The 22,078-nt window shown below is 66.7% G+C and carries 19 protein-coding genes; 6 read left to right on the forward strand and 13 right to left on the reverse strand.

Features of this window, described 5'->3' with window-relative positions; translation table 11 throughout:
• Positions 1-75: 75 nt before the first annotated feature.
• Together glpK and IE158_RS03315 are read right to left on the reverse strand one after the other, a co-directional pair.
• On the reverse strand, positions 76-1,584 hold the full coding sequence (glpK, locus tag IE158_RS03310; protein ID WP_189642252.1) for a glycerol kinase GlpK: 1,509 nt from the start codon (positions 1,582-1,584) through the stop codon (positions 76-78).
• Between the two features lie 38 nt (positions 1,585-1,622).
• Positions 1,623-2,450, reverse strand: coding sequence for an MIP/aquaporin family protein (locus IE158_RS03315; protein ID WP_189642253.1), 828 nt, complete (start codon positions 2,448-2,450; stop codon positions 1,623-1,625).
• A 228-nt stretch (positions 2,451-2,678) separates the two neighbouring features.
• Between IE158_RS03315 and IE158_RS03320 the strand changes: the two genes are divergently transcribed.
• Entirely contained in the window at positions 2,679-3,653 is a 975-nt protein-coding gene (locus tag IE158_RS03320; protein ID WP_189642254.1) for a sugar-binding transcriptional regulator, read from the forward strand.
• 39 nt (positions 3,654-3,692) lie between these two features.
• Here IE158_RS03320 and dhaM read toward each other — a convergent pair whose 3' ends face one another.
• Genes dhaM through dhaK form a run of 3 tightly spaced genes read right to left on the reverse strand, consistent with a single transcriptional unit; the run spans position 3,693 to position 5,711 of the window.
• Entirely contained in the window at positions 3,693-4,097 is a 405-nt protein-coding gene (dhaM, locus tag IE158_RS03325; RefSeq protein WP_189642255.1) for a dihydroxyacetone kinase phosphoryl donor subunit DhaM, read from the reverse strand.
• Complete coding sequence (gene dhaL, locus IE158_RS03330; RefSeq protein WP_189642256.1) at positions 4,094-4,705, reverse strand: dihydroxyacetone kinase subunit DhaL; 612 nt, start codon at positions 4,703-4,705, stop codon at positions 4,094-4,096. The genes dhaM and dhaL overlap by 4 nt, the downstream gene beginning before the upstream one ends.
• A gap of 10 nt (positions 4,706-4,715) precedes the next feature.
• Positions 4,716-5,711, reverse strand: a complete 996-nt coding sequence (dhaK, locus tag IE158_RS03335; RefSeq protein WP_189642257.1) for a dihydroxyacetone kinase subunit DhaK — start codon at positions 5,709-5,711, stop codon at positions 4,716-4,718.
• A gap of 118 nt (positions 5,712-5,829) precedes the next feature.
• Here dhaK and recQ point away from each other — a divergent pair, with 118 nt between their 5' ends.
• On the forward strand, positions 5,830-7,662 hold the full coding sequence (gene recQ / locus IE158_RS03340; protein WP_189642258.1) for a DNA helicase RecQ: 1,833 nt from the start codon (positions 5,830-5,832) through the stop codon (positions 7,660-7,662).
• A gap of 113 nt (positions 7,663-7,775) precedes the next feature.
• On the opposite strand, the gene purU is transcribed toward recQ, so the two are convergent.
• The 3 genes from purU to IE158_RS03355 are packed head-to-tail and all read right to left on the reverse strand — an operon-like array spanning position 7,776 to position 10,647.
• Complete coding sequence (purU, locus tag IE158_RS03345; protein ID WP_189642259.1) at positions 7,776-8,648, reverse strand: formyltetrahydrofolate deformylase; 873 nt, start codon at positions 8,646-8,648, stop codon at positions 7,776-7,778.
• Between the two features lie 19 nt (positions 8,649-8,667).
• A complete protein-coding gene (locus IE158_RS03350; RefSeq protein ID WP_189642260.1) occupies positions 8,668-9,174 on the reverse strand; it encodes a hypothetical protein in 507 nt (168 codons plus the stop codon).
• Between the two features lie 12 nt (positions 9,175-9,186).
• The gene (locus tag IE158_RS03355; RefSeq protein WP_189642261.1) at positions 9,187-10,647 is read right to left on the reverse strand and encodes a class-III pyridoxal-phosphate-dependent aminotransferase; all 1,461 of its coding nucleotides are present in this window, start codon (positions 10,645-10,647) and stop codon (positions 9,187-9,189) included.
• Between the two features lie 455 nt (positions 10,648-11,102).
• On the opposite strand from IE158_RS03355, the gene IE158_RS03360 reads away from it, so the two are divergent.
• Entirely contained in the window at positions 11,103-11,876 is a 774-nt protein-coding gene (locus IE158_RS03360) for a fumarylacetoacetate hydrolase family protein (protein ID WP_189642262.1), read from the forward strand.
• A gap of 22 nt (positions 11,877-11,898) precedes the next feature.
• Here the strand turns inward: IE158_RS03360 and IE158_RS03365 are convergent, their stop codons facing one another.
• Positions 11,899-13,008: a hypothetical protein gene (locus IE158_RS03365; protein ID WP_189642263.1), complete on the reverse strand. Its 1,110-nt coding sequence runs from the start codon at positions 13,006-13,008 to the stop codon at positions 11,899-11,901.
• 228 nt (positions 13,009-13,236) lie between these two features.
• Between IE158_RS03365 and IE158_RS03370 the strand changes: the two genes are divergently transcribed.
• A complete protein-coding gene (locus IE158_RS03370) occupies positions 13,237-15,495 on the forward strand; it encodes an ATP-dependent Clp protease ATP-binding subunit (RefSeq protein ID WP_189642264.1) in 2,259 nt (752 codons plus the stop codon).
• A 69-nt stretch (positions 15,496-15,564) separates the two neighbouring features.
• Here the strand turns inward: IE158_RS03370 and proC are convergent, their stop codons facing one another.
• Positions 15,565-16,353 (reverse strand): pyrroline-5-carboxylate reductase, encoded by a 789-nt coding sequence (proC, locus tag IE158_RS03375; protein WP_189642265.1) that lies wholly within the window; start codon positions 16,351-16,353, stop codon positions 15,565-15,567.
• Positions 16,354-16,432: 79 nt separating this feature from the next.
• On the opposite strand from proC, the gene IE158_RS03380 reads away from it, so the two are divergent.
• Positions 16,433-16,732, forward strand: a complete 300-nt coding sequence (locus IE158_RS03380; protein ID WP_189642266.1) for a DUF2087 domain-containing protein — start codon at positions 16,433-16,435, stop codon at positions 16,730-16,732.
• Positions 16,732-18,084, forward strand: a complete 1,353-nt coding sequence (gene radA, locus IE158_RS03385; protein ID WP_189642267.1) for a DNA repair protein RadA — start codon at positions 16,732-16,734, stop codon at positions 18,082-18,084. The genes IE158_RS03380 and radA overlap by 1 nt, the downstream gene beginning before the upstream one ends.
• 80 nt (positions 18,085-18,164) lie before the next feature.
• Here radA and IE158_RS03390 read toward each other — a convergent pair whose 3' ends face one another.
• The 3 genes from IE158_RS03390 to IE158_RS03400 form a co-directional block, all read right to left on the reverse strand.
• Positions 18,165-19,190, reverse strand: a complete 1,026-nt coding sequence (locus tag IE158_RS03390) for a DMT family transporter (RefSeq protein WP_189642268.1) — start codon at positions 19,188-19,190, stop codon at positions 18,165-18,167.
• Positions 19,191-19,394: 204 nt separating this feature from the next.
• Positions 19,395-20,639 carry a class I SAM-dependent rRNA methyltransferase gene (locus IE158_RS03395; RefSeq protein ID WP_229838870.1) on the reverse strand — a complete coding sequence of 415 codons (1,245 nt, stop codon included), beginning with the start codon at positions 20,637-20,639 and terminating at the stop codon, positions 19,395-19,397.
• A 184-nt stretch (positions 20,640-20,823) separates the two neighbouring features.
• Complete coding sequence (locus IE158_RS03400; protein WP_229838871.1) at positions 20,824-22,074, reverse strand: MDR family MFS transporter; 1,251 nt, start codon at positions 22,072-22,074, stop codon at positions 20,824-20,826.
• Positions 22,075-22,078: the final 4 nt, after the last annotated feature.

Raw genomic sequence — 22,078 nt, forward strand, 5'->3', positions numbered from 1 at the left:
GGGTAGGCTCCAAAAAAAGAAAGGAAGCGGGGCCACCTGCTGGCCGCTCCGCTTCCTGCGCCGAGGTGAGGCCGCTTAGGCTTCGGTCTGGACCCAGCCCCGGCTGCGCTCCACCGCGCGCCGCCACTCGGCCATACGCGACTGGCGCTCGTCCGCCGACATTTGCGGCTCGAACACTTTGTCCACGGCCCAGCCCTGCTCAATGGCGTCAGTGCTGTCCCAGTAGTCCACGGCCAGGCCTGCCAGGTAAGCCGCGCCCAGGGCAGTGGTTTCAGTGATTTTGGGCCGCACCACCGGCACGCCCAGCAGGTCGGCCTGGAACTGCATCATCAGGTTGTTGCGGCTGGCTCCGCCGTCCACACGCAGTTCCTTGAGTTCCAGTCCCGAGTCGCTCTGCATGGCTTCAAGCAGTTCCGCCGACTGAAAAGCCACCGCTTCGAGCGCGGCGCGGGCAATGTGTGCCCCACCAGTGCCACGGGTCAGGCCCACCAGGGTGCCGCGTGCGTACGGGTCCCAGTAGGGTGCGCCCAGACCGGTAAAAGCCGGGACCAGATACACGCCGCCGGTACCGGGCACGCTGGCGGCCAGCTGCTCGACTTCTTCGCTGGAGCGGATGATGCCCAGGCCGTCACGCAGCCACTGCACCACGGCCCCGCCGATAAAGACGCTGCCTTCCAGCGCGTAGGTGCGCTCGCCGCCCAACTGCCAGCCCACCGTGGTGAGCAGCTGGTTCTGGCTGGGCACCGCTTCGCCCTCGGTGTTCATCAGCATGAAGCAGCCGGTGCCGTAGGTGTTTTTCGCCATGCCACGTTCCAAGCAGGCCTGACCGAAGGTGGCCGCCTGCTGGTCCCCCGCGATGCCCGCAATCGGGATACGGCTCCCGAACAGCCCTTCGGCGGTTTCGCCGTACACCTCGCTGGAGTTGCGGACTTCGGGCAGCATGGAGCGCGGCACGCCCAGCAGCGCGAGCAGTTCGTCGTCCCAGTCGCCGGTATGGATGTTGTACAGCAGCGTGCGGCTGGCGTTGGACGCGTCGGTGATGTGCAGCTCACCTGCGGTGAGGTTGTAAATCAGCCAGGAATCTACCGTGCCGAAGGCCAGCGTACCTGCCTCAGCTGCTTCACGGGCACCGGGCACGTTGTCCAGAATCCACTTGACTTTGGTGCCGCTGAAATAGGCATCCAGCAGCAGGCCGGTTTTCTCGCGAATGACCGCGTCTTTGCCTTCGGCGCGCAGGCGGTCACACAGTTCGGCGGTGCGGCGGTCTTGCCACACGATGGCCCGGTAAATCGGCTGTCCGGTTGTCCGGTCCCAGACCACGGTGGTTTCGCGCTGATTGGTAATCCCGATGGCTGCAATGTTGCTGGCGCGCAGGCCAGCGCGGGTGACGGCTTCTTGGGCCACGCCGCTTTGGGTGCTCCAGATCTCTTCGGCGTCGTGCTCGACCCAGCCGGACTGCGGAAAGTGCTGCTCGAACTCGCGCTGGGCGACGGCCATGATGTGGCCCTGGCGGTTAAAGACGATGGCGCGGCTGGAGGTGGTGCCCTGGTCAAGTGCCAGGATGTACTTGTTCTGGTTGGTCATGAAAAAGCTCCTTGCGGGCTGGAAAGCCGGGAAAAGACCTACTGGGGGCCAGCGTTGGGGCTGGGGTCCGCGCCCTGCTGCGCGCGGGTGTCGGCCATGTTGGCCTGCGCCAGCGGGCGGCCAATGCCCCAGTCGTAGATAAAGGCACCCAGCACACTGCCGACCAATGGTCCCAGGATGGGGATGGTCCAGATGCTCAGGTCTTCAAAGCCGTTGTTCTGGAAGCCGGCCACCGCCGCAAACAGGCGCGGTCCCAGGTCGCGGGCGGGGTTGATGGCGTAGCCGTTCATGGCACCGAAGCTCATGCCGATGGCCATCACGACCATCGCCACAGCCAGCGGCCCCCAGGAAGCCCCGTCTTTGTTGTTCAGCTTGTCGCCGATGGCCAGGATCAGGCCCATCAGCAGGGCGGTGCCCACCACCTGATCCACGAAGCCGGGCCAGAAGCCAGGGTGCGCCGGGAAAGTCGCAAAGACGCCCGCCGTATTGGAGAGCGTGGGATCAGCCACAGCCCACTGTGCGTGGTACACGGCGTACACGATGGCCGCGCCCACGAAAGCCCCCAGCAGCTGCGCCAGCGAGTAGGGCAGCACTTTGGACCAGGGAAAGCGCCCAGTGGCCGCCAGGCCCACGGTCACGGCGGGGTTCAGGTGCGCCCCGCTGATGGTGCCCGACACGAAAATGCCCATCAGCACGGCAAAGCCCCAGCCCAAAGTGATGTTGGTATAGCCCCCGTTGACCACAGCGCCAGGCAGCTCAGGGTTGGCGAACAGCACCACCATCGCCACCACACCGACCCCAAACAGGATCAGGACCATGGTGCCCAGGAACTCGGCGATACATTCCTGCATCAGCGTAAATTTCATAGTTCTCCTTCCCGGCCTGCGGCAGCTGCCAGCCCTATGCCCTCAGCGTACTCCGGCTCGGATTGATTTCTCGGTGCCTGTATCGTGAAGGAGTCCTGAACAGTTGTCAAGCTTTCGTGAGCAGATGTTCAATTTTCGCGGGGCAAACGTCCTTTGCGGCGCTTCGCCACCGGGCAGCTGCCCCAAGAAGGGGACTGAGCGGGGAAGGAGCCTCTATGCTGAAAGGCCATGATTGCCTCTACACAGACTGCCCTGGCCGTTCAGGTGGCCCGGCTGTATTACCACCAGGGGCTGACCACGGGCGAGATTGCCGCTGAGCTGGGCCTGTCACGCCCCAAGGTGAGCCGCCTGCTGTCGTTTGCCCGCGAAAGTGGACTGGTCGAAATCCGTATTCACGATCCTGCCGCGCACCCGCAGTCGCTGGCAGGGCAGTTGCAGGAGCACTTTCCGGGGGTGCAGGTGCAGGTGGCTCCAGTGCCGCCAGGCAGCGCCGAAGACGACTGGCTGCCCCGCGTGGCGCAGGCCACCGCCGCCCTGCTCGACAGCCTGCTGCGTCCCGGCATGACGGTGGGCCTGGCCTGGGGCAACACGGTGGACGCCGTCTCACATGCGCTGACCCCGCGCAGGCTGAGCGGACTGGACTTTGTGCAGCTCAACGGCAGCGCCAACATTCAGGAACTGGTCAGCGGCTTCGTGACCGATACGGTGACCCGCTTTGCCCGCAATTACGGCGGACGCGCTCACCTTTTTCCAGTGCCCACCTTCTTTGACGACCCCCACACCAAGGAAATGATGTGGCAAGAGCGCTCGGTGCGGCAGGTGCTGGACTTGCAGGCCCGCGCTGACCTGCTGCTGTACTCGGTGGGCAGCCCGGCAGCCGAGCGGCCCAGTCATGTGTATACCGCCGGGTCGCTGGATGGGGACGACCAAGCTGAGTTGGACCGGTTGGGCGTGGTGGGTGATATTGCCACCGTTTTTTTCCGTGCTGACGGGTCCTGGGAGGGGCTGCCCATCAACGCGCGGGCCAGTGGGCCGGACCTGTCGTTGCTGGCGGCCCACCCGCAGTCGGTGTGCGTGGTCAGCGGGCGGGGCAAGGTGCCCGCGCTTCATGCGGCCCTGCGCGGCGGGCTGATGAAGCGCCTGATCGTGGACGAACCGACCGCCCTGGCCTTGCTGGAACACATGGCCGCGCCAGACGTCTGAAGGCCGCTGAGCCGTGCTGGAGAAGGGCTTAGAGGAAGCCTAGAGGACTTTGGGCATGTCGCGCCCTGTGGCGGCTTCAGCGGCAGCCGCAGCGAGGTCGGCCCCGCCCGCAGCGCTCACGGCGGCCAGCACCGCACCTTCCACAAGGGGGGCCTGGGCAATCTGCGCCCGCGTGCGCTGCTCGGGGGAAAGCAGTTCCAGCGCCAGAGCGGCGTTCATGGCGGCGCTGCCCAGGTCCAGCAGAATCAGGGCCGCGTCGTCCGGCACCTGCAACGCGTCTTCCAGGGCAGCGTGAATGCGCGGTGCCGAGGTGCCCAGCTCGCCTTCCTCGGTGCCGCCCGCGGCTATCAGGCGCACGCCCCCGCCGCCCATCTGCCCGGCCAGTTCGCACACACCCTCGGCAATCTGGGCACTGTGCGACACGATGACCAGATGCACGGTCATGCCGGGCCTCCTGCTGATTCGGCCAGCGCCTGAAACAGCAGGGCGCTGCTGGCCGCGCCTGGGTCGATATGGCCGCGTGCGCGCTCACCCAAATAGCTGGCCCGGCCTTTGCGTGCGATCAGGTCTGCTGTGGCGTTCCGGCCCTGCGCTGCGGCTTGAGCGGCAGCCTGGAGGTCGCCGCCGCTGTCCAGGGCGTCCAGGGCGGGTTGCCAGGCGTCAAGCATGGTCTTGTCGCCCGGCTCCGCGCCGCCGCGCTGCTTCAGTCCATCGTAACCAGCGTGAAGGGCGGCCCGCAGATCTTCGGCACTCCACTCGGCAGCCTGGGGCTGCACGCCCGCTGCCCGCAAAAAAGCCGTGCCGTACAGCGGCCCACTGGCCCCACCCACCTTGGAGATAAAGCTCATGGCAGCGGCTTTGAAGACGGCTGCCGGGGTGTCGGCGCTGGCGATGGCTTCGGCAGCGGCCTGTGCCCCGCGCTGCATCCCGCTGCCGTGGTCGGCGTCCCCGATAGCGGCGTCCAGCTCGGTCAGCTCGGCAGCGTGGCTGTCTATCAGTTCCCGGAAGCGCTCAAACAGGGCTTTGGCCTGCTCGGTGGTCAGTCCGCTCATCTCCGACATCTCAGGCCCCCCAGCGCAGCGCGGCGGTATGGACTGGGGCGTCCCACAGGCGCAGCATTTCGTCATCGGCCCGCAGCACGCTCAGGCTTAGGCCCTGCATGTCCAGACTGGTCACAAAGTTGCCGACCAGGTGACGCGCCACGCGCAGGCCGCGCTCTTCCAGCAGCCCCACGGCTCGGCGGTGGGCAATGTACAGCTCCAGCTGCGGCGTGCCGCCCATGCCGTTGGTCAGCAGAATCACCGATTCGTTTTCCGCCAGTGGCAAGTCGTTCAGAATCGGCTCTAGCAAGGCCTCCACCAGTTCGTCGGCAGGGCGCAGGGGGAGGCGCTCACGGCCCGGTTCGCCGTGAATGCCGATGCCCAGCTCATATTCACCGTCGGGGAGGGTGAAGTTGGGCTTTCCCGCAGCCGGAACGGTGGCCCCGCTCAGCGCCAGACCCATGCTCCGCACGTTGGCAATTACCCGCTCAGCGATGGCCTTGACCGCTTCCAGCGACTGGCCTTCTTCGGCGGCGGCTCCGGCGATTTTTTCCAGCAGCACGGTCCCTGCCACGCCCCGGCGTCCGGCGGTCCAGGTGCTGTCCTGCACGGCCACATCGTCGTCAATGGTCACGCTCTCTACCCGCAGCCCTTCGGCCTGCGCCAGTTCAGCGGCCAGCTCGAAGTTCATCACGTCGCCGGTGTAGTTCTTAATGATCAGCAGCACGCCCGCCTCTCCGCCCACCTCCTTGGCGGCGGCCAGCATCTGGTCGGGCACCGGGCTGGTAAAGACTTCACCGGGGCAAGCGGCGGCCAGCATCCCCCGCCCCACAAAGCCGGAGTGCAGCGGCTCGTGCCCGCTGCCGCCTCCCGAAATCAGGGCCACGCCCGCTGGCTTCTCACGCCGGGCGATAAACAGCGGCTCTGGATGCAGCGTGACCAGGTCGGCATGGGCCAGCGCAAAACCTTCGCAGGCTTCGCGGACCACGTTCTGGGGGGCATTGATGATTTTTTTCATGTGGCTTGCTCCTTGGGTGGGGGGGCGCAGAGGACGCAGGCCCCGGAACTGTGCCGGGGGGCCGAACAGGTTGGTATGAGACAGTCCCATTCTAGGGGGCCGCGTTATCCTGGCCCCCATGACCGCGCCCCAGCCCACTCTGGCCCAGCCACCTGCCCGCGCCCACGACCTGCTGCGCGAGTTGTGGGGCTACGATTCTTTTCGCTGGCGCCAGGGCGAAATCGTGGCGCGCCTGGCAGCGGGCGGTGACGCGCTGGTGCTGATGCCTACCGGCGGCGGCAAAAGCCTGTGCTACCAGCTGCCCTCGCTGCTGCGGCCCGGCGTGGGCGTGGTGGTCAGTCCCCTCATCGCGCTGATGCAGGACCAGGTGGACACCCTGCGGCAACTGGGCATCCGGGCGGCGTTTCTCAATTCCAGCCTGAGCGCTGAAGGCGTGCGCGAGGTGGAAGCGGCGCTGCGCGGCGGCGAGTTGGTCCTGCTGTATGTGGCTCCAGAGCGCCTGCTGATGGAGAGCACCCTGCGGCTGCTGGAGGGGGTAGAGGTGGCCCTGTTCGCCATTGATGAGGCGCACTGCGTGAGCCAGTGGGGCCACGATTTCCGGCCTGAATATCAGGGGTTGGGCGTGCTGGCGGGCCGCTTTCCAGATGTGCCGCGCATTGCCCTGACCGCCACCGCCGATGACCGCACCCGCGCCGACATCGTAAGCGTGCTGGGGCTGGAAGGCGCGCCGCAGTTCATCGCCAGCTTTGACCGGCCCAATATTCAGTACCGGATTGCCGGTAAGGACAGCGGCAAGAAACAGCTGCTGGACTTTATTCGCGCCGAACATGCTGGGGACGCGGGCATCGTGTACTGCCTGTCGCGCAAGTCGGTAGAGGACACCGCGCAGTTTCTGAGCGAGAGTGGTGTCCCGGCGCTGGCCTACCATGCTGGTCTGGACCACGCCCAGCGGCAGCAGGCCCAGGAGCGCTTCTTGCGTGAAGAGGGGCTGGTGGTGGTTGCCACCGTCGCCTTTGGCATGGGCATAGACAAGCCGGATGTGCGCTTTGTGGCCCATCTGGACCTGCCCAAGAGCATGGAAGGCTACTACCAGGAAACGGGCCGCGCAGGCCGTGACGGCGAACCGAGCACCGCCTGGATGGTGTATGGCCTGGGCGACGTGGTGAACCTGCGCCGCATGCTGGCGGGAAGCACCGCGCCCGAATGGGTGCAGCGCATTGAGGGAGCCAAGCTGGACGCCTTGCTGGCCTACTGCGAGAGCACGGCCTGCCGCCGCGAAAGCCTGCTGGCCTATTTTGGGCAGAACTATCAGGGGCCGTGCGGCAACTGCGACAACTGCATCAGCCCTCCCCAGGTCCGCGAGATGACCCGCGAGGCGCAGATGGCCCTGAGCGCCGCTGTCCGCACCGGCAACCGCTACGGCGCAGCGCACCTGACCGACGTGCTGCTGGGCCGCGAGACCGACAAAGTGCGGCAGTGGGGCCACCACGCCCTGCCCACCTTTGGCGTGGGGGCAGACCACGACGAGCGCACCTGGCGTGGGGTCCTGCGGCAGATGGTCAGCCTGGGCTATCTGGAAGCGGGCGAGCACTATGGCCTGAGTGCAACCCCTAAAAGCCGCGAACTGCTGAGCGGTGAAGTGCCGTTCCTGCTGCGCGAAGAAGTGCTGCGCCCGGCGAGCTTGGGCGCCCGCAAGGCCAGAGCTTCGGCCCCCAGCGACCTGCCCGTCAGCGCTCAGCCCGCCTTTGAGGCCCTGCGCGAGTGGCGCTCCCAGGAGGCCAAGGCTCAGGGCATGCCCGCCTACATCATCTTCGACAACAAGACGTTGGCGGCCATCGCTGCACTGCGCCCCAGCTCGCTGGCAACCCTGGGCACGGTGAGCGGCGTAGGGGCCAAAAAGCTGGAACAGTACGGCGAGGCGGTGCTGGAAGTGCTGAGCGGAGTGAAGTGAGAGATTCTCCCAGGAAGAGACAGCAAGAGAAGGGCAGAGTTCCTGAGCTTGCCTCTATCGGAGGCCGCTCAGAACTTTCCAACATCAGTCCGCATGAGCTTTGGTGCGGTCCCTTAGCGGAACACCACGGTCCTGTGCCCATTCAGCAGCACGCGGTGCTCGGCGTGCCAGGTCACGGCCTGGGCCAGCACGCGGCGCTCCACGTCCTGCCCTTGCTGCACCATCGCCGCCACCGAGTCGGCGTGGGTGATCCGGGTCACGTCCTGTTCAATGATCGGGCCTTCGTCCAGGTCGGCGGTCACGTAGTGGGCGGTGGCGCCCATCAGCTTGACGCCGCGTGCGTAGGCCTGTGCGTAGGGCCGCGCCCCCTTGAACGACGGCAGAAACGAGTGATGGATGTTGATAATGCGCCCGGACATCCGCTCACACAGCGTGTCCGACAGAATCTGCATGTAGCGGGCCAACACCACCAGTTCCACGTTCTCACGCTCGACCAGGTCCAGCAGCGCAGCTTCGGCACCGGCTTTGGTCTCAGGCGTGACTGGCAAGTGAACAAACGGCACCCCATAGAACTCGGCCAGGGGAGCCAGGTCGGCATGGTTGCCCACTACGGCCACGATGTCCAGCGGCAGGTGGCGTGAGCGCTGGCGGAACAGCAGGTCCGACAGGCAGTGCCCCTCTTTGGACACCATAATCACCGTGCGAATGGGGCGGCCCCGGCGGTCCAGCGTCCAGGACATCCCAAACTCTGCCCCCAGAGCCGCCATCCGCTCCCGGAAAACAGATTCGCCGCCGGGCAAGTCGGCTTCCACCCGCATGAAAAAGAGCCCGGTGTCAGTATCCCCGAACTGCTGCGACTGGATGATGTTGCCCCCGGCTCCGGCAATGGCTCCACTGACGGCGTGGACAATGCCGGGCCGGTCCACGCACGACAGCGTCAGAATGAAGGGATGGGTGTCAGCAGGCAGGCGGTCCAGGGCAGACATCCGGGCAGTGTAGCGCCTGCTACAGCCCGCAGGCCCTGGAGAGCAGCACGCCGATCTCGTCGCGGCTCATGCGGCGGCCATAGAGCCGCAGTGTGGGCGGCAGCGTGCCTGCCCCGTCCGCTGCGGGCCTGAACACGAACTCAGGCCGCACAATCAGTTCACGCCCGGCGGTCAGCGCCAGCACAAAGTCGGTGTGCAGGGCGTAGTGGGCATTCAGCTCTTCCCGCAGCGGTGCGGGGTCGCCACCCAGGAAAGCCAGCACCGCCGGGTGCGGCACAAAGTCGTGCTCCAGCTCGCGCTGCAAGCGGGCGCTGTCCAGCAGGAAACCGGCCCCCGGCACCGTGTACCCGCTGATGCGCCGCCGGCAGGTGTCCGGGTCGTCGCCGCGCACCAGGCCCACCGTGCGCCCCGCTGCCCCGGCCCCGCGCAGGTAGCGCCAGAAGGTGCCCAGGCTGGAATAGTTCGCCAGGCCCAGATAGCCGCCGGGCTTGGCGGCCAGGGGCTTTTTGGGAAGGCTGGCGGTCACGGCGCGGCGTCCTCAGCCGTCGCTCGGGGTGCGCTTTTTGGGCTTGGTCGCCGCAAAAGCAGTCAGCCGCGCCAGCAGTTCGGGCGGGGTGTTGGTCAGCAGTTTGCCTGCGCTGGGGTTGCGGTCTGCAAAGTCGTCCACCCGGTCCATCAGCTCCCCGAACAGTTCCTCGGGCATGTTCAGCGCGGGGCTCAGGCGCACCGTGCGCTTGCTGCTCAGGCTGAGGTTGGCGATCACGCCGCTTCTGTGCAGTTCGCGCATGGCGAGAATGGCGGTGGCTTCGTAGGCCAGCTCTTTGACGGCGCCGGGCAGCGGCAGCGTGCCCACCACCGGATGAAACTGCATCGCCAGCAGCAGGCCCTGGCCGCGCACGTCTTGCAGCAGGCCGGGGTAGCGGCCCTTGATGCGGTTCAGGCGCTCCAGGCCCTGTGCGCCCAGCTGGCGCGAGCGCTCCGGCAGGTTCTGCTCGACCAGCAGTTCCAGCGAGCGCAGGCCCACCGCCATGCTGAGCGCCCCGCCGCCAAAGGTGTTGGAGTGGCGCTTGGAGCTCAGGCCGCCCAGCATTTTCTTGTAGATGCCGTGCCGGGCGATGGTGGCCCCCACAGCGCTCAGGCCGCCGCCCAGCGGCTTGGCGAGGGTGATGATGTCCGGGTCCAGGCCCTGCGCCGCCGACTCGAACCAGTGACCGGTGCGGCCCAGTCCAGTCTGGATTTCATCGGCAATGCAGATGATGCCGTGCTCGCGGCACAGCTCCCCGATGCCGGGCAGAAACTCGGCGGGGGGAATAATCACGCCGCCCTCGCCCTGAATCGGCTCGACGATGATGGCGGCCACATTCTTGGGGCCGACCCGCCGCAGGAGCGTGCGCAATGCTTCGAGGTCACCGTAGGGGCTGTGCAGCGCTCCGGGCACCAGTGGCCGGAAGATGTCCTGATATTCGGGGTTGGGCGTCAGGCTCAGGCTGCCGTAGGTTTTGCCGTGATAGGCCCCCCGGAACGAAATGAAGTAGCTGGCACTTGGCCGCGACGCCTTGGCGAATTTCAGCGCGCCTTCCACCGCTTCGGTGCCCGACGAACAGAAGAAGACCTGGCTGTCCTTGTGGCTCGGCAGCTGCGAAGCCAGCAGGGCCACCAGATTGGCCCCCAGCGCGGCCCGCCAGGGGCTCACGCTCTGCTGCGGCAGGGTCATGGCCCGGTTTTTTTGCATGAACTCGGTCATGAAGCCGGTCAGGTCCGGGTGCATTTCACCAAACGGGGTCGCGGCGTAGCTGGCAGCCATAATCAGGCGTTCGCCGTTCACGTCCTGAAGTTCCCAGGGGCTCAGGCGGCTGAACGGTCCGGCCACGCCGAGCAGGTCGAGGCCGTACAGCAATTCTTCGTTGCCGTATTTCAGGTCCATAGCGCGGGCTTGCCCGGCGGTGAAGCGTTCGCTCAGGACGTCCTCAGCGCGGATGAGTGTGGGAAGAGCAGACATGCTCCGGAGTCTAGCGCGGCAGGCGGCGGCGCAAGGGGGCGGGCAAAGCCAGAGCGCTGTCCTGGACTTCTGGCATGAACGCTGCCGACAGACACCACCTGGCGTGCTGCGTACAGTTGGCAGAGCAGGCGCTGAACACGGGCAACGACCCTTTCGGCTCGCTGCTGGTGTCGGAAGATGGCCGCGTGCTGGCCTCGGACCACAACCGCGTTGCTTCCGGGGACGCGACTCGGCATCCAGAGCTGGCGCTGGTGCGCTGGGCCGCATCGTCTTCGCCAGTTCAGCGGCGCAGCTCGCGCAGTGGCAGGAGGAGTTCGGGCAGCCGCCGTCTCGGGTCAGGCCTCTGGCCATCAGGGAGGTGCTCTCTGCCGCCAATGTGGACGGCCCTGACAAGAGCCTTAGCGCCCGCGTGCGCGAACTGCACCGTGGCCCGCTGATAGTCCTACACTGGCCTTATGAAACTGGTCCGAATCCATCACGCTGGCGCTCCTCGCTGGGGGCGCCTAGAAGGCGAAACGGTACACCTGCTGGCGGGCACCCTCAAAGAAGGCAACTTCACGGACGCGGGCGAGACGGTGCCTCTTGACCGCGCCGCGCTGCTTCCTCCGGCGGAACCCAGCAAAATCGTGTGTGTGGGCCGCAACTACGCCGACCACATCCGCGAGATGGGCCATGCTGGCCCAGGCGGGGCCGATCTGCCGCTGGAACCCGGCATCTTCCTCAAAGGCCCCAACGCCCTGGCCGAGCCCGGCGGCGCGGTGGAATACCCGGCCTGGACCGAGAACTTTCACTTTGAGGGCGAACTGGCCCTGGTGATTGGGCAGCGGGCCAAGAACCTGAGCGCCCCCGAAGCGCTGGGCGCGGTGCTGGGCTACACCTGCGGCCTGGACCTGACCGCCCGCGACAAGCAGCGTGAGGACTTGCAGTGGTTCCGTGCCAAAGCGGCGGACCGCTTTTGCCCGCTGGGGCCCTGGCTGGAAACCGAGCTGACCCCCACTGACCTGCACATTCAGACCCGGGTGAACGGGGCCGTCAAGCAAGAAAGCCGCACCTCACACATGATTTTTGATCCGGTGCAGGTGCTGGTGTACGTGAGCCGCTACGTCACCCTGGAACCTGGCGATGTGGTGCTGACCGGCACTCCAGAGGGCGTCGGCCCGCTGGAGCGCGGCGATCAGGTCGAGGTAGAAGTCGAGGGCATCGGCGTGCTGCATACGCGCATCATTTGAGTGCTGCTCAAGCTGAGGTTGCTCAAGGGCGCTGGTCCAGCACCGAGCGCAGTTTGGCCGCCAGCGCCGCATAGAACACCGGGCGCTGCAAATAGGCCAAGTGGTCGCCGCGCACGTGGCCTGGCAGTGGAAAGGGCGCGTCGTGAGCGCTGGGAATCACCCCTTCAGTGCGGAAGCTGAGCAGGTCCGAGTAGCTCCACACGTTCCAGAGGTAGCCCAGGTGGTCGCTGAGGGTGCGCTCTGGCGCGGGTGTCCCTGGCGGCAAGCTGTCTTCGAGCATCAGGCCCAGTTCCTTGAACATTCCCAGTTGGCTGCCCACGGCGCACCACAGGTCTACCCGCAGGTCGGCCAGGTCCGGCTGCGCGGGGAGCAGGCTGCTCAGTACGTCATATACCAGCTGACAGCCCAGACTGTGGCTGACGATCACCAGCGGTTCGTCGGTGGCCTGCGCCTGGATGTGCGCCCGGCGCAGCGCCGCCAGGATGCGCTGCGGCACCGGTCCTGGCTGCTGCGGCGTGCCCCGCTGGGTCAGGTAGGTCAGGGCGTCGCCCAGAAAGATAGGCACGAAGTCTTCCAGTGGGCGGCGGACCTGCCCCATAAGGCGCTGAAGCTGCCGCCGCCGCTGCACCTGAAGCGCCGTGGGCAGCAAGGTGGGCTGAAAGGCGTGTCCCTGGGTTCTGGCTTTGGCCGCTGCCAGCAGCACTTCGCCCTGCATCTCTGCCTCCAGGGAAGCTGCCAGCAGCCGGACATTTTCGTCGCTGGCCGTGTAGGCAGCCGCCTCAATGGTGGCGGGCCACAGCTCGGCGGGGGTTGAAGGGAGCAGCGAGTCTTCTATCCACTGCGCCAGCTGGGCGACTGGGACGTCCAGCGGACGCTCCAAGTGAGGCAACTCGGCGTGAACAGCGCCCCGGAAGCGCCCACCGCTCGTGTAGTGCGCGCCCAGGTCGCCCCAGTAGAGCCACTCCAGTGCCGCTGCCTGCGGGGCCTCCGGGCGCATCACCGGGGCCACGTGCTCGCGCAGCAGCGCCTCGATGGCCCGCCACTCGACCCCCTGGGTCACCTGCTGCAAGGTGGCCCAGTCCGGTTCGTTGCCCTCGCGGACCGCAACGCCATGCACGAAAATCAGCGGCATAGCTCGCAGTCTAGAGCCTGCCCCGCTTTACGGAACGTCCCGCAGTTCTGCGCCAGGGCAGGAGGAATGCAGCTGAACGTGCCCTCAGCCGCTTGGCCTTGCGGATTGCTGAGGCTCGCGCTCAGAAGGTGCCCGCTGAACAGCGGATGGGGCGCAGTGGCGGCTAGACTGAGGAATGTCGCAAGCTCTGCTGCTGCCGGGTGTTCCCGGCCACCGGAAAGGAAGCCGATGACCCACAACCGTTACGATGACCGCGCCCGTCTGGTGTTCCACTACGCCCGCGAGGAAGGCAACCGCCTGGGGCACGCCATGGTCGGCCCCGAACACCTGCTGCTGGGCCTGATGCGCGAGGGCGGCAGTGCCTACGGCGTGCTGAGCGAATTTGGCGTGACGCTGGAATCGCTGCGCGAACGGGTTGAAGACATCATCGGGCGTGGGGAAGGGTCCCGCCTGAACGACGCTCCCGCGATCACTCCCCGCGCCCGGCGCGTGATGGAGCTGGCCGCAGCTGAAGCCCGGGAACTGGGGGCCGCCGTGACCTCCACCGAGCACCTGCTGCTGGGGATCTTGCGCGAGGGCGACGGGGTGGCGTACCGCATCTTGCAGGAAATCAGCAAAGACCCTGACACCATCCGCTGGCGGATTTTGGAGCAGGGCGAAAAGAGAAAGCCGGACCCCGCTTCGCTGCCCACGCCCATGCTCGATGAATTTGGCCGCGACCTCACCCGCATGGCGAAGGCGGGCCGCCTTGACCCGGTGATCGGGCGATCGGACGAAATCCGCCGCGTGACCCAGATTCTGACCCGCCGCGCCAAGAACAACCCGGTGCTGATCGGGGACCCCGGCGTGGGCAAGACGGCCATTGTGGAGGGCCTGGCGCTGGCGATTGCAGCGGGCAAGGTGCCCCCGGCGCTCCAGGACAAGCGTGTGGTGAGCCTGGACCTGAGCGGCGTGGTGGCGGGCACCAAGTACCGGGGCGAGTTTGAGGAGCGTCTGCGCCAGATTATCGAGGAGCTGCGGGCCAGCCGGGTGGTGGCATTCATTGACGAAATGCATACCCTGGTGGGCGCGGGTGGCTCGGAGGGCACCCTGGACGCGGCCAACATCATGAAGCCAGCCCTGTCACGCGGCGAGATTCAGGTCATCGGCGCGACCACCACCAGCGAGTACCACCGCTATATCGAAAAGGACGCGGCGCTGGAGCGGCGCTTTCAGCCGGTGATCGTGCTAGAGCCCAGCCCCGCCGAGACGCTGGAAATCCTGCGCGGGATTCGGCCCGCCTACGAGGAGCACCACAGTGTGCGCCTGCCCGACGCGGTGTTGGAACTGTCTATCCGCATGGGCGAGCGCAGCCTGCCAGGGCGTAATTTCCCCGACAAAGCGATTGACCTGCTGGACGAAGCCGCCAGCCGCGTGAACCTCAACCTCAGCCTGGAACTGCCGGTGGCTCTGGATGAGGACGGGCAGCCGTTCGTGACCCGCGAAGACCTGGAAAGCGTGCTGAACTCGATGGGCGGCGTGTACTCCGATGGCGGAGCCGCCGACCTGGCCGACCTGGAAGGGGTGCTGGGCGAGCAGGTGTACGGCCAGCCCGACGCCGTGCGTGCCCTGGCCTCGGCGCTGCGGCGGGCCCGCCTGGGCCTGGGCGGCCGCAACCGGGTGTCGGCCAGCTTCCTGTTTGCCGGGCCAAGTGGTGTGGGCAAAACCCACCTTGCCAAAGCCCTGGCGCGGACCCTGTTTGGCTCGGAGCGTTCGCTCATTCGGCTGGATATGAGCGAGTATCAGGAGCCGCACAGCGTGAGCAAACTGATCGGGTCGCCCCCCGGCTACGTCGGCCATGAACAGGGTGGCCGCCTGACCGAAGCGGTGCGCCGCCAGCCCTTCAGCGTGATTCTGCTCGACGAAATCGAGAAGGCCCACCCCGACGTGTACAACGCCTTTTTGCAGGTCTTTGAAGATGGCCGCCTGACCGACGGACAGGGCCGCACGGTGGATTTCCGCCGCACCATCGTCATCATGACCTCCAACACCGGCTTCAACATCAACCCTACCGTGGGCTTTAGCCCGGTACAGGCCGATTCCAATGCACCGCTGCGGCACATCTTTACACCGGAATTTCTGGACCGCCTGGACGATGTGATCAAGTTCCGTCCGCTGGGCGAGGCCGAACTGGAGCGGGTGGCCGGGCAGCTGCTGGCCGAGATGGCCGAGGAGCTGGGCAGCCGCGATATCGCCGTGACCTTTGCGCCTGAGGTGGCCCCCTGGCTGGTGGGCAAATTGAAGGCCCGCAGCCACAAGCACGCCCTGGGCAGCAGCCGGCAACTGCGCACGCTGCTGCGCGAGGAGCTGGAAGACCCGCTCGCGCTGAAATTGATGTCCGCTGCCCCTGACGCGGGTGGCTGGCGCGTGGTGCTGGGCGAGGCGGGCGAGGGCCTGGAATTCCGCCGCGACAAGCGGGTCAAGGGCAAGACGCAGATTCTGGCCTAGACCGACAGAAAAAGGCGAGCAGCAGGCTGTGAAGGCAATTTTCCGTCACAGCCTGCTGCCCTATGCTCTCTATTCCCCGCGTCCCAACTCATGCCCGCGCCGGGTGGCCGCTTCCACGGCGTCCATCACGCTGGCGCGGAAGCCGGAGCGTTCCAGCGCCCGGATGCCCGCGATGGTGGTGCCGCCGGGGCTGCACACCTCATCCTTGAGGAGGGCGGGATGGGGCCGTGCGGCCAGCAGCTCGCCGCTGGACACCAGCAGTTTCTGGGCCAGTTCGTTGGCCAGGGGCCGGGGCAAGCCCATCCGCACGCCGCCGTCGGCCAGGGCTTCAGCAAAGACAGCGGTGTAGGCCAGGCCGCTGGCGCTCATGCCAGTAAAGGTATCGAACAGCGCTTCGGGAATGTCGTAGGTGTCGCCCACCGCGCCGAACAGCCCCCGTGCAAAGGCCAGGTCACCGGCAGCTTCGGCGCCCGGAGTGGCGGTGAGCGCCGTCTGCGAGCGGCCAATGGTGGCGGCCAGACTGGGCATGGCCCGCACCACCCGCTCGCTGCCCAGGCGCTGGCATAGGGCTCCGGTGGTCACACCCGCCAGCGTGCTGATGTAGCCACCAGGGTGCCCGCCTGCCCACTCGGCCACCTCCTCAAAAGCCCCCGGCTGCACGCACAGCAGGATGTACTCGGCGTCTGCCAGGTCGGCGCGCCCAATGACCGCTGCCCCGAAGCGCTCCGCCGCCCGCTCCGTGTTCTGCGGGTCGCGGCCCAGCAACCCCACGTCCTGTGCGGCCAGCACGCCCCGCGAGAGCATGCCCGCCAGCAGGGCGCTGCCCAGTTTGCCGGTGCCGATCATTGCCAGTTTCATGGGGGGCAGTATACGGGGGGGCACTCAGCGCTGGCCGGAGGATTCTTTTGCCGGGCCGCTGAGCCGCTAGCATAGGCGGATGTTCAAAAGCTTTGATGGATTTACCGATGACTATGGCCGCATCACCGCCTGGCCCTCTGACAAGCGCACCCAGCACCAGATGGCGATTCTGGACCACCTGACCGGCCTGTTCGAGTCGGGCCGCATCTACTCGCCTGACGAAGTAAGCCAGATTCTGCGCGACCATGCCGACGAGAGCCTGGAAGAGACGCTGCTGACCGAGCTGCTGGACGGCGATTATCTGACCCGTGATGAGCGTGGGCTGTGGCGTGCCGACAGCCGCCCGACTGGGGCCAACACGCCCACGCGGGAAGAGTAATGGCGCGCAGCCGGACACAGTACCTCTGCCAGAGCTGCGGCTACATTTCGGCCAAGCCGCTGGGCCGCTGTCCCAACTGCCAGGCCTGGAACTCATTTGAGGAGCAAGAAGAAAAACCGGCGGGGGGCAGTCGCTCTGGCCTGGGCGGGGCGTACGGCGGCATCAAGGGCGGCAAGATCACGGCCCTGAGTAGCGTAGGCCGGCGCGAGGAGCCGCGCACTTCCAGCGGTATTCCCGAACTGGACCGCGTGCTGGGCGGCGGGCTGGTGGCGGGCGGCGTGACCCTGATCGGGGGCGAACCGGGCATCGGCAAGTCCACGTTGCTGCTGCAAGTGGCCGACCAGATTGCGCGGGGCGGCGGCACCGTGCTGTATGTGGCCGGTGAAGAGTCGCTAGAGCAGATTCGCCTGCGGGCGGACCGGCTGGGCGTGACCGGAGAGATTCAGCTGACCCGCGACACCCGCGCTGAGCACGTGGCGGCGCTGATGGAAGAACACAAGCCCGCGCTGTGCATCGTGGACTCGATTCAGACGGTGGTGGCCGAGGGCGACGGCGTGAGCGGCGGCATCGCCCAGGTGCGCGAAGGCACCGCCATCCTGACCCGCGCCGCCAAAGAGACCGGCACCGCCACCGTGCTGGTCGGCCACGTCACCAAAGAAGGCACAGTGGCCGGTCCCAAAGTGATCGAGCACATCGTAGATACCACTGTGTTTCTGGAATCGGTGGGGGCCTTCCGGCTGCTGCGGAGCGTGAAGAACCGCTTCGGGCAGGCAGGCGAGCTGGGGGTGTTCGAGATGCGCGGTGAGGGCCTGATGGCGGTGGAAAATCCCAGCGCTGCTTTCCTGGCCGAGCGTCCCGTGGGCGTGCCGGGCAGCGTGGTGGCTGCCACGATTGACGGGCAGCGGCCCATGCTGCTGGAAGTGCAGGCCCTGGCAGCCAAGACGCCTTTTCCTAACCCGCGCCGCGTGGTGGTGGGCCTGGATCCACGCCGGGTGGATGTGGTCCTGGCCGTACTGGAGCGGCGACTCGACCTCACGCTGGGCGGGCTGGACATCTACGTGAACCTGGCGGGCGGCCTGAAGGTGGCCGATCCAGGTCTGGACCTGGCCGCCGCGCTGGCGGTGTACTCGGCAGTCGTAGGCCGTCCCCTGGCCGAGAATGTGGCGGTGTTCGGTGAAGTGGGTCTGGCTGGCGAGGTGCGCTCCACCACAGCCAGCCTGCGCCGTGCTGAGGAAGCCCGCCGAGCTGGGTACAAGCGCCTGATTGTGCCGCCGGGCCTGGACGGTGTCAGTGGCATTCGCAGCGTAGAAGAGGCGGTGGGCTTGGCCTGGAAAAAGCAGGCGTCTGCTTAAGCGGAGTGCATTGAAAGGAGAAGGGGCAGGGCTGAGAATCTTCCCAGCCCTGCCCCCATGCTGGTTGCCGCTGAGACAGCTTAGCCGCGCAGCTCGTCCAGGTCTTCATCCTCCAGGGTGCGTCCAGCGTCTGGCGTGGGGGTTTCGGGGTGCGCCTCGCCGCTGCCCTGGCTGCTCAGCAGGGTGCTGGCGACCACCAGTGCGCCGCCCAGCAGCCCACGCGGCCCGATCTTCTCGCCAATCAGCAGAAAGCTGAAGATACTGGCGCTGACCGGCTCCAGCGAGTAGATCAGGCTGGCGACGGGGGCGCTCACGAAGCGCTGGCCGACAGTCTGAAGCAGCGTGGTCAGCGCCGTGGCCAGAACGCCCAGATACAGCAGCGGCCCCCAGGCCAGCGTCCAGGCCGCCGCGCCGCTGGCTGCGGGCAGAGGAGCCGACCCACTCAGCAGGGTCCAGACCCAGCCCAGGACCGCCACCCACACCACCTGCGCCAGCGTGAAGGGCAGCGCCGGGTGCCGCCCGGCCATGCCTTCCAGCGCAATGATGAACCCGGCGTAGGTGACGGCACACCCGACGGCCCAGGCGTCGCCTATGTTCAGCGAGCCGCCTTCCCACGACAGCAGGCCCAGGCCGCCCAGTGCCAATGGCAGCGCCAGCCACACCGCAGCCGGAAGCTTGCGGCCCTGTACGGCGGCCAGCCACAGTGGCACCAGCACCACACTCAGCGCCGTAAAAAAGGCGGTGCGGTTGGCGGTTGTGGTTTGTAGGGCCACGGTTTGGGTGCCGTAGCTCGCCAGCAGCCAGCTGCTCAGGATGGCGGCGTCGCGCCACAGCGGCACCGTCCAGGGCCGACGTGCGGCATATTTGCGGCGGCGGCGCTGCATTTGCCAGAGGGTGGCCGGAGCCAGGACCGCTGCCGCCACCGTAAAGCGCCAGGCGACCATGGCGGCAGGGTCCAGCTGCGCGCCCAGGGTCTTGATGACCGCGAAGGTGCTGCCCCAGATCAGGGTGACCAGGCCCAGCATCGCTATGCCGCGCAGGGCTGGCGTGGCAAGAAAGGACGCGGCGTTGGGGGCGTCTGGCGTAGGGGAGGAAGTCGCCGTCATGCGCGGCCTTTGCCAAGCTTGCTGAGCGTTGGCGACACCAGAAAGCCGGGAGCCGCGATCAACCCCGGCAAATGGTGGTCTTCCTGGAAGGCTTTAGGAATCCTGATGTTGACCAGCCTGGCGGGAGCCTGATCAGAGGCCGTATGGCCCAGCCGCGCTGAGCCCGGCACCGGCCCCCAGAACCCAACCTGAAGCACCTCCATGTCAGGCTTCCTTTCGCAGCAAGATGCTCTTGAGGTACAGGCTTTCGGGCACGCTTAGCAGGTGCGGGTGATCGGCAGGCTGGTAGGTGATGTCCACCACTTCCGCGCCGCAGCCCGCAGCCCCGGCGGCCACGCGGGCGCTGTCCAGCAGGTCGTTGACGCCGATGTAGTGGGCACAGGTGCTGATCAGCAGGTGTCCGCCGGGGTTCAGCATGTCCAGCACCTGTGCCGCGCCGTCGGTAAAGATTTTTTTGGCACGCGGCAGGTCGTCGCGGCGCTTGGCAAGGGTGGGCGGGTCAAACACGGCGGCGTCAAAGCGGCGTTTTTCCTTTTGCAGGGCGCTCAGTGCTTCCAGTGCGTCGCCCCAGCGCACCCCCACGCTGACGCCGTTACGGCGGGCCACGCTTTCCAGCGTCGCCAGTGCCACGTTGTCCTTGTCAATCGCTGTCGCTCCTGCGCCTGCCTTGGCAGCGTGCAGGCTAAAGGAGCCGGTGTACGAGTACACGTCCAGAAAGTGCTGGCCCGGCTCTATCAGCGAGCGCATCAGCCGGCGGTTGTCGCGCTGGTCCAGAAAAAAGCCAGTCTTCTGGGCTTCTAGGGGCCGGAAAAACAGGGTCAGGTCGTCCTCGAAGAACTCCACCGTGCCCGGCAGTTCGCCCCACAGCGCTCCGCTGGTCAGCTCCAGGCCCTCTTTGCGCCGCTCGCCGGTATCGCTGCGCTCAAAGGCAGCGCTGGCTCCAGTCACTGTTTGCAGGGCTTTCAGAATTGGCTCGCGGTGACGCTCCACGCCCGCGTTGCGCAGCTGCACGCTCAGCACGTCCCCGAACTGGTCGGCCACCACGCCCGGTAGCCCGTCGGCTTCAGCGTGCAGCACGCGCAGGGCATCGGTGCCGTGAATGCGCCCGGCGCGGCGCTGCAGGGCTTCTTCTATGCGCCGGCGGTAAAAAGCGGCGTTGATGTCCTCATCCTGCCAGGTCAGCAGCCGCAGCGGGGTCGCGCCTCCCTCATTCCAGTAGCCGCGCCCCACAAAAGAGCCGTCGGGGCCGCGTACCGTGACCACCTCGCCCGGTTCCAGGCCAGTGGGAGCGTCCTGAATATCTTTGCTGTGGCCGAACGGGTAGCGTCCGGCAATGCGGCGCACGGCCTGCGGCGTAAGGGTCACGGCGGGGCCAGCGGCGGAGGCTTTGTGGCCCCGGAGTTGGCCCACCTGGGGCGGATTGCGGCGGGAGGAAGGGGGACGAGTCATAACGGACAGTCTAGGGCAGGGCTCTGGGGAGCGAGAGGCGGGCGCTGAGTCGCGTGGCTCTTGCGTGCAAAGCCGTCGCCTTAGGACCTCTGAGCGGGCTCCCAAAGCCAGCAGCTTCGGTGGCAACTTCGTACACAGGCAGCTGTGGTATTTCATTCCAGCCCTTTCACGGCCCATCCGGTACTCACCGCGTTGGGTCCTGTGTCAGAGGTCTGACTCTGCTCAGCCTCTGCCGCAATCCCGCCGCTGTCAGCATCACGCCCAGCAGACCCAGGGCCAGCGTGACGGCAGCCATCACACCGCCCCCGTAAGCAGCTCCCAGCGGGAGGCCCAGTGCGGCCACCCACTTGGCGAGGGTAAACAGCTGACCGTTGACCGCCAGATAAGCCCCGCGGCCCTCGGCGGGCATCAAGTCGGCCAGTTGGCTTTGGCGGGTGGGGACATACATCAGTTCGCCCAGGGTCAGCACTACGGTGGCGGCCAGCAGCGCCTTGAGCGACACCGAGTAGGCCAGCACTGCAAAGCCTGCTGCGAACAGCACGAACCCCAGGTACATGGTGCGGAGCTGGGGTTGCTTCGTGACCCAGGCGGTCACAGGTGCGGTGAGCAGCACCACCAGCGCCGTATTGAGCGCGGTGAGCAGGCTGAGGGCGCGGACTCCATCTACTGGTTGGCCCAGCAGGGTGAGCGGCACGAACGACTGCGCCAGGTGCACGGCGGCCCAGTTGCTGCGCGAAAATTCGATGCTCAGAATGGCGATGCCACCTGCCGTAAAGAGCAGAAATGCCGGGTCACGCGCCACTGCCGCATACGAGCGCAGCAGCGGCCTTAGCCCAAGCTGCGAGCGGACCGCCTGCCCACTTTGGCCCGCCCGCGTTTCGGTCAGAAACCGCCACGACACGAACAAAATCACCAGGGACATCCCCAGCAGCAGCGCAAGCAGCAGCGCGAAGTGGTCGCGGTACAGCCAGCCGCCCAGCAGTGTGCCCACCAACAAACTAGCGTTGATGGCCCAGTAGTTCACGGCGTACATAAAAGCGCGGCTTTCTTCAGTAGAGACGTCGACCAGCATGGCCTCGGAAGCGGGGTTAACCAGCCCACCAGCGATATTGTTCAGACAGACGGCGGCGAAGGTCAGGTACGGGTAAATGTGGTCCACGTTCGCCAGCAGCAGCACGCCAAATGACACCACCTTGAGCGATTCGCCCAGCAGCAGCGTGCGGCGGCGGCCCCACAGGTCGGCCAGGTGTCCGCCGTACAGCCCCGCTGCGAATTGCACAGCCACCAGCGCTGCCAGCAAGAGTCCGGCGACGCCAGCGCCCAGGTGCTCGGCAAAATAGACCGCCAGCAGTGGGAAAATGGCCCCGCCCACCAGCCGCGCCAAAAAAGACGTGATGATGCGGATTTTGATGTTGGGGTGGAGCGTCTGCCACATGCCC

It is taken from the genome of Deinococcus piscis, from assembly GCF_014653275.1.
In the GTDB taxonomy this organism is placed as follows: domain Bacteria; phylum Deinococcota; class Deinococci; order Deinococcales; family Deinococcaceae; genus Deinococcus; species Deinococcus piscis.

Excerpts from the sequence above, each read along its gene's own strand:
- IE158_RS03315 (WP_189642253.1), bottom strand. The coding sequence starts at position 2,450 with ATGAAATTTACGCTGATGCAGGAATGTATCGCCGAGTTCCTGGGCACC.
- dhaM (WP_189642255.1), bottom strand. The coding sequence starts at position 4,097 with ATGACCGTGCATCTGGTCATCGTGTCGCACAGTGCCCAGATTGCCGAG.
- IE158_RS03400 (WP_229838871.1), bottom strand. The coding sequence starts at position 22,074 with ATGTGGCAGACGCTCCACCCCAACATCAAAATCCGCATCATCACGTCT.
- IE158_RS03320 (WP_189642254.1), top strand. The coding sequence starts at position 2,679 with ATGATTGCCTCTACACAGACTGCCCTGGCCGTTCAGGTGGCCCGGCTG.
- IE158_RS03380 (WP_189642266.1), top strand. The coding sequence starts at position 16,433 with ATGTTCAAAAGCTTTGATGGATTTACCGATGACTATGGCCGCATCACC.
- glpK (WP_189642252.1), bottom strand. The coding sequence starts at position 1,584 with ATGACCAACCAGAACAAGTACATCCTGGCACTTGACCAGGGCACCACC.
- proC (WP_189642265.1), bottom strand. The coding sequence starts at position 16,353 with ATGAAACTGGCAATGATCGGCACCGGCAAACTGGGCAGCGCCCTGCTG.
- recQ (WP_189642258.1), top strand. The coding sequence starts at position 5,830 with ATGACCGCGCCCCAGCCCACTCTGGCCCAGCCACCTGCCCGCGCCCAC.
- IE158_RS03395 (WP_229838870.1), bottom strand. The coding sequence starts at position 20,639 with ATGACTCGTCCCCCTTCCTCCCGCCGCAATCCGCCCCAGGTGGGCCAA.
- IE158_RS03370 (WP_189642264.1), top strand. The coding sequence starts at position 13,237 with ATGACCCACAACCGTTACGATGACCGCGCCCGTCTGGTGTTCCACTAC.
- dhaK (WP_189642257.1), bottom strand. The coding sequence starts at position 5,711 with ATGAAAAAAATCATCAATGCCCCCCAGAACGTGGTCCGCGAAGCCTGC.
- purU (WP_189642259.1), bottom strand. The coding sequence starts at position 8,648 with ATGTCTGCCCTGGACCGCCTGCCTGCTGACACCCATCCCTTCATTCTG.
- IE158_RS03360 (WP_189642262.1), top strand. The coding sequence starts at position 11,103 with ATGAAACTGGTCCGAATCCATCACGCTGGCGCTCCTCGCTGGGGGCGC.
- IE158_RS03355 (WP_189642261.1), bottom strand. The coding sequence starts at position 10,647 with ATGTCTGCTCTTCCCACACTCATCCGCGCTGAGGACGTCCTGAGCGAA.
- radA (WP_189642267.1), top strand. The coding sequence starts at position 16,732 with ATGGCGCGCAGCCGGACACAGTACCTCTGCCAGAGCTGCGGCTACATT.
- dhaL (WP_189642256.1), bottom strand. The coding sequence starts at position 4,705 with ATGAGCGGACTGACCACCGAGCAGGCCAAAGCCCTGTTTGAGCGCTTC.
- IE158_RS03365 (WP_189642263.1), bottom strand. The coding sequence starts at position 13,008 with ATGCCGCTGATTTTCGTGCATGGCGTTGCGGTCCGCGAGGGCAACGAA.
- IE158_RS03390 (WP_189642268.1), bottom strand. The coding sequence starts at position 19,190 with ATGACGGCGACTTCCTCCCCTACGCCAGACGCCCCCAACGCCGCGTCC.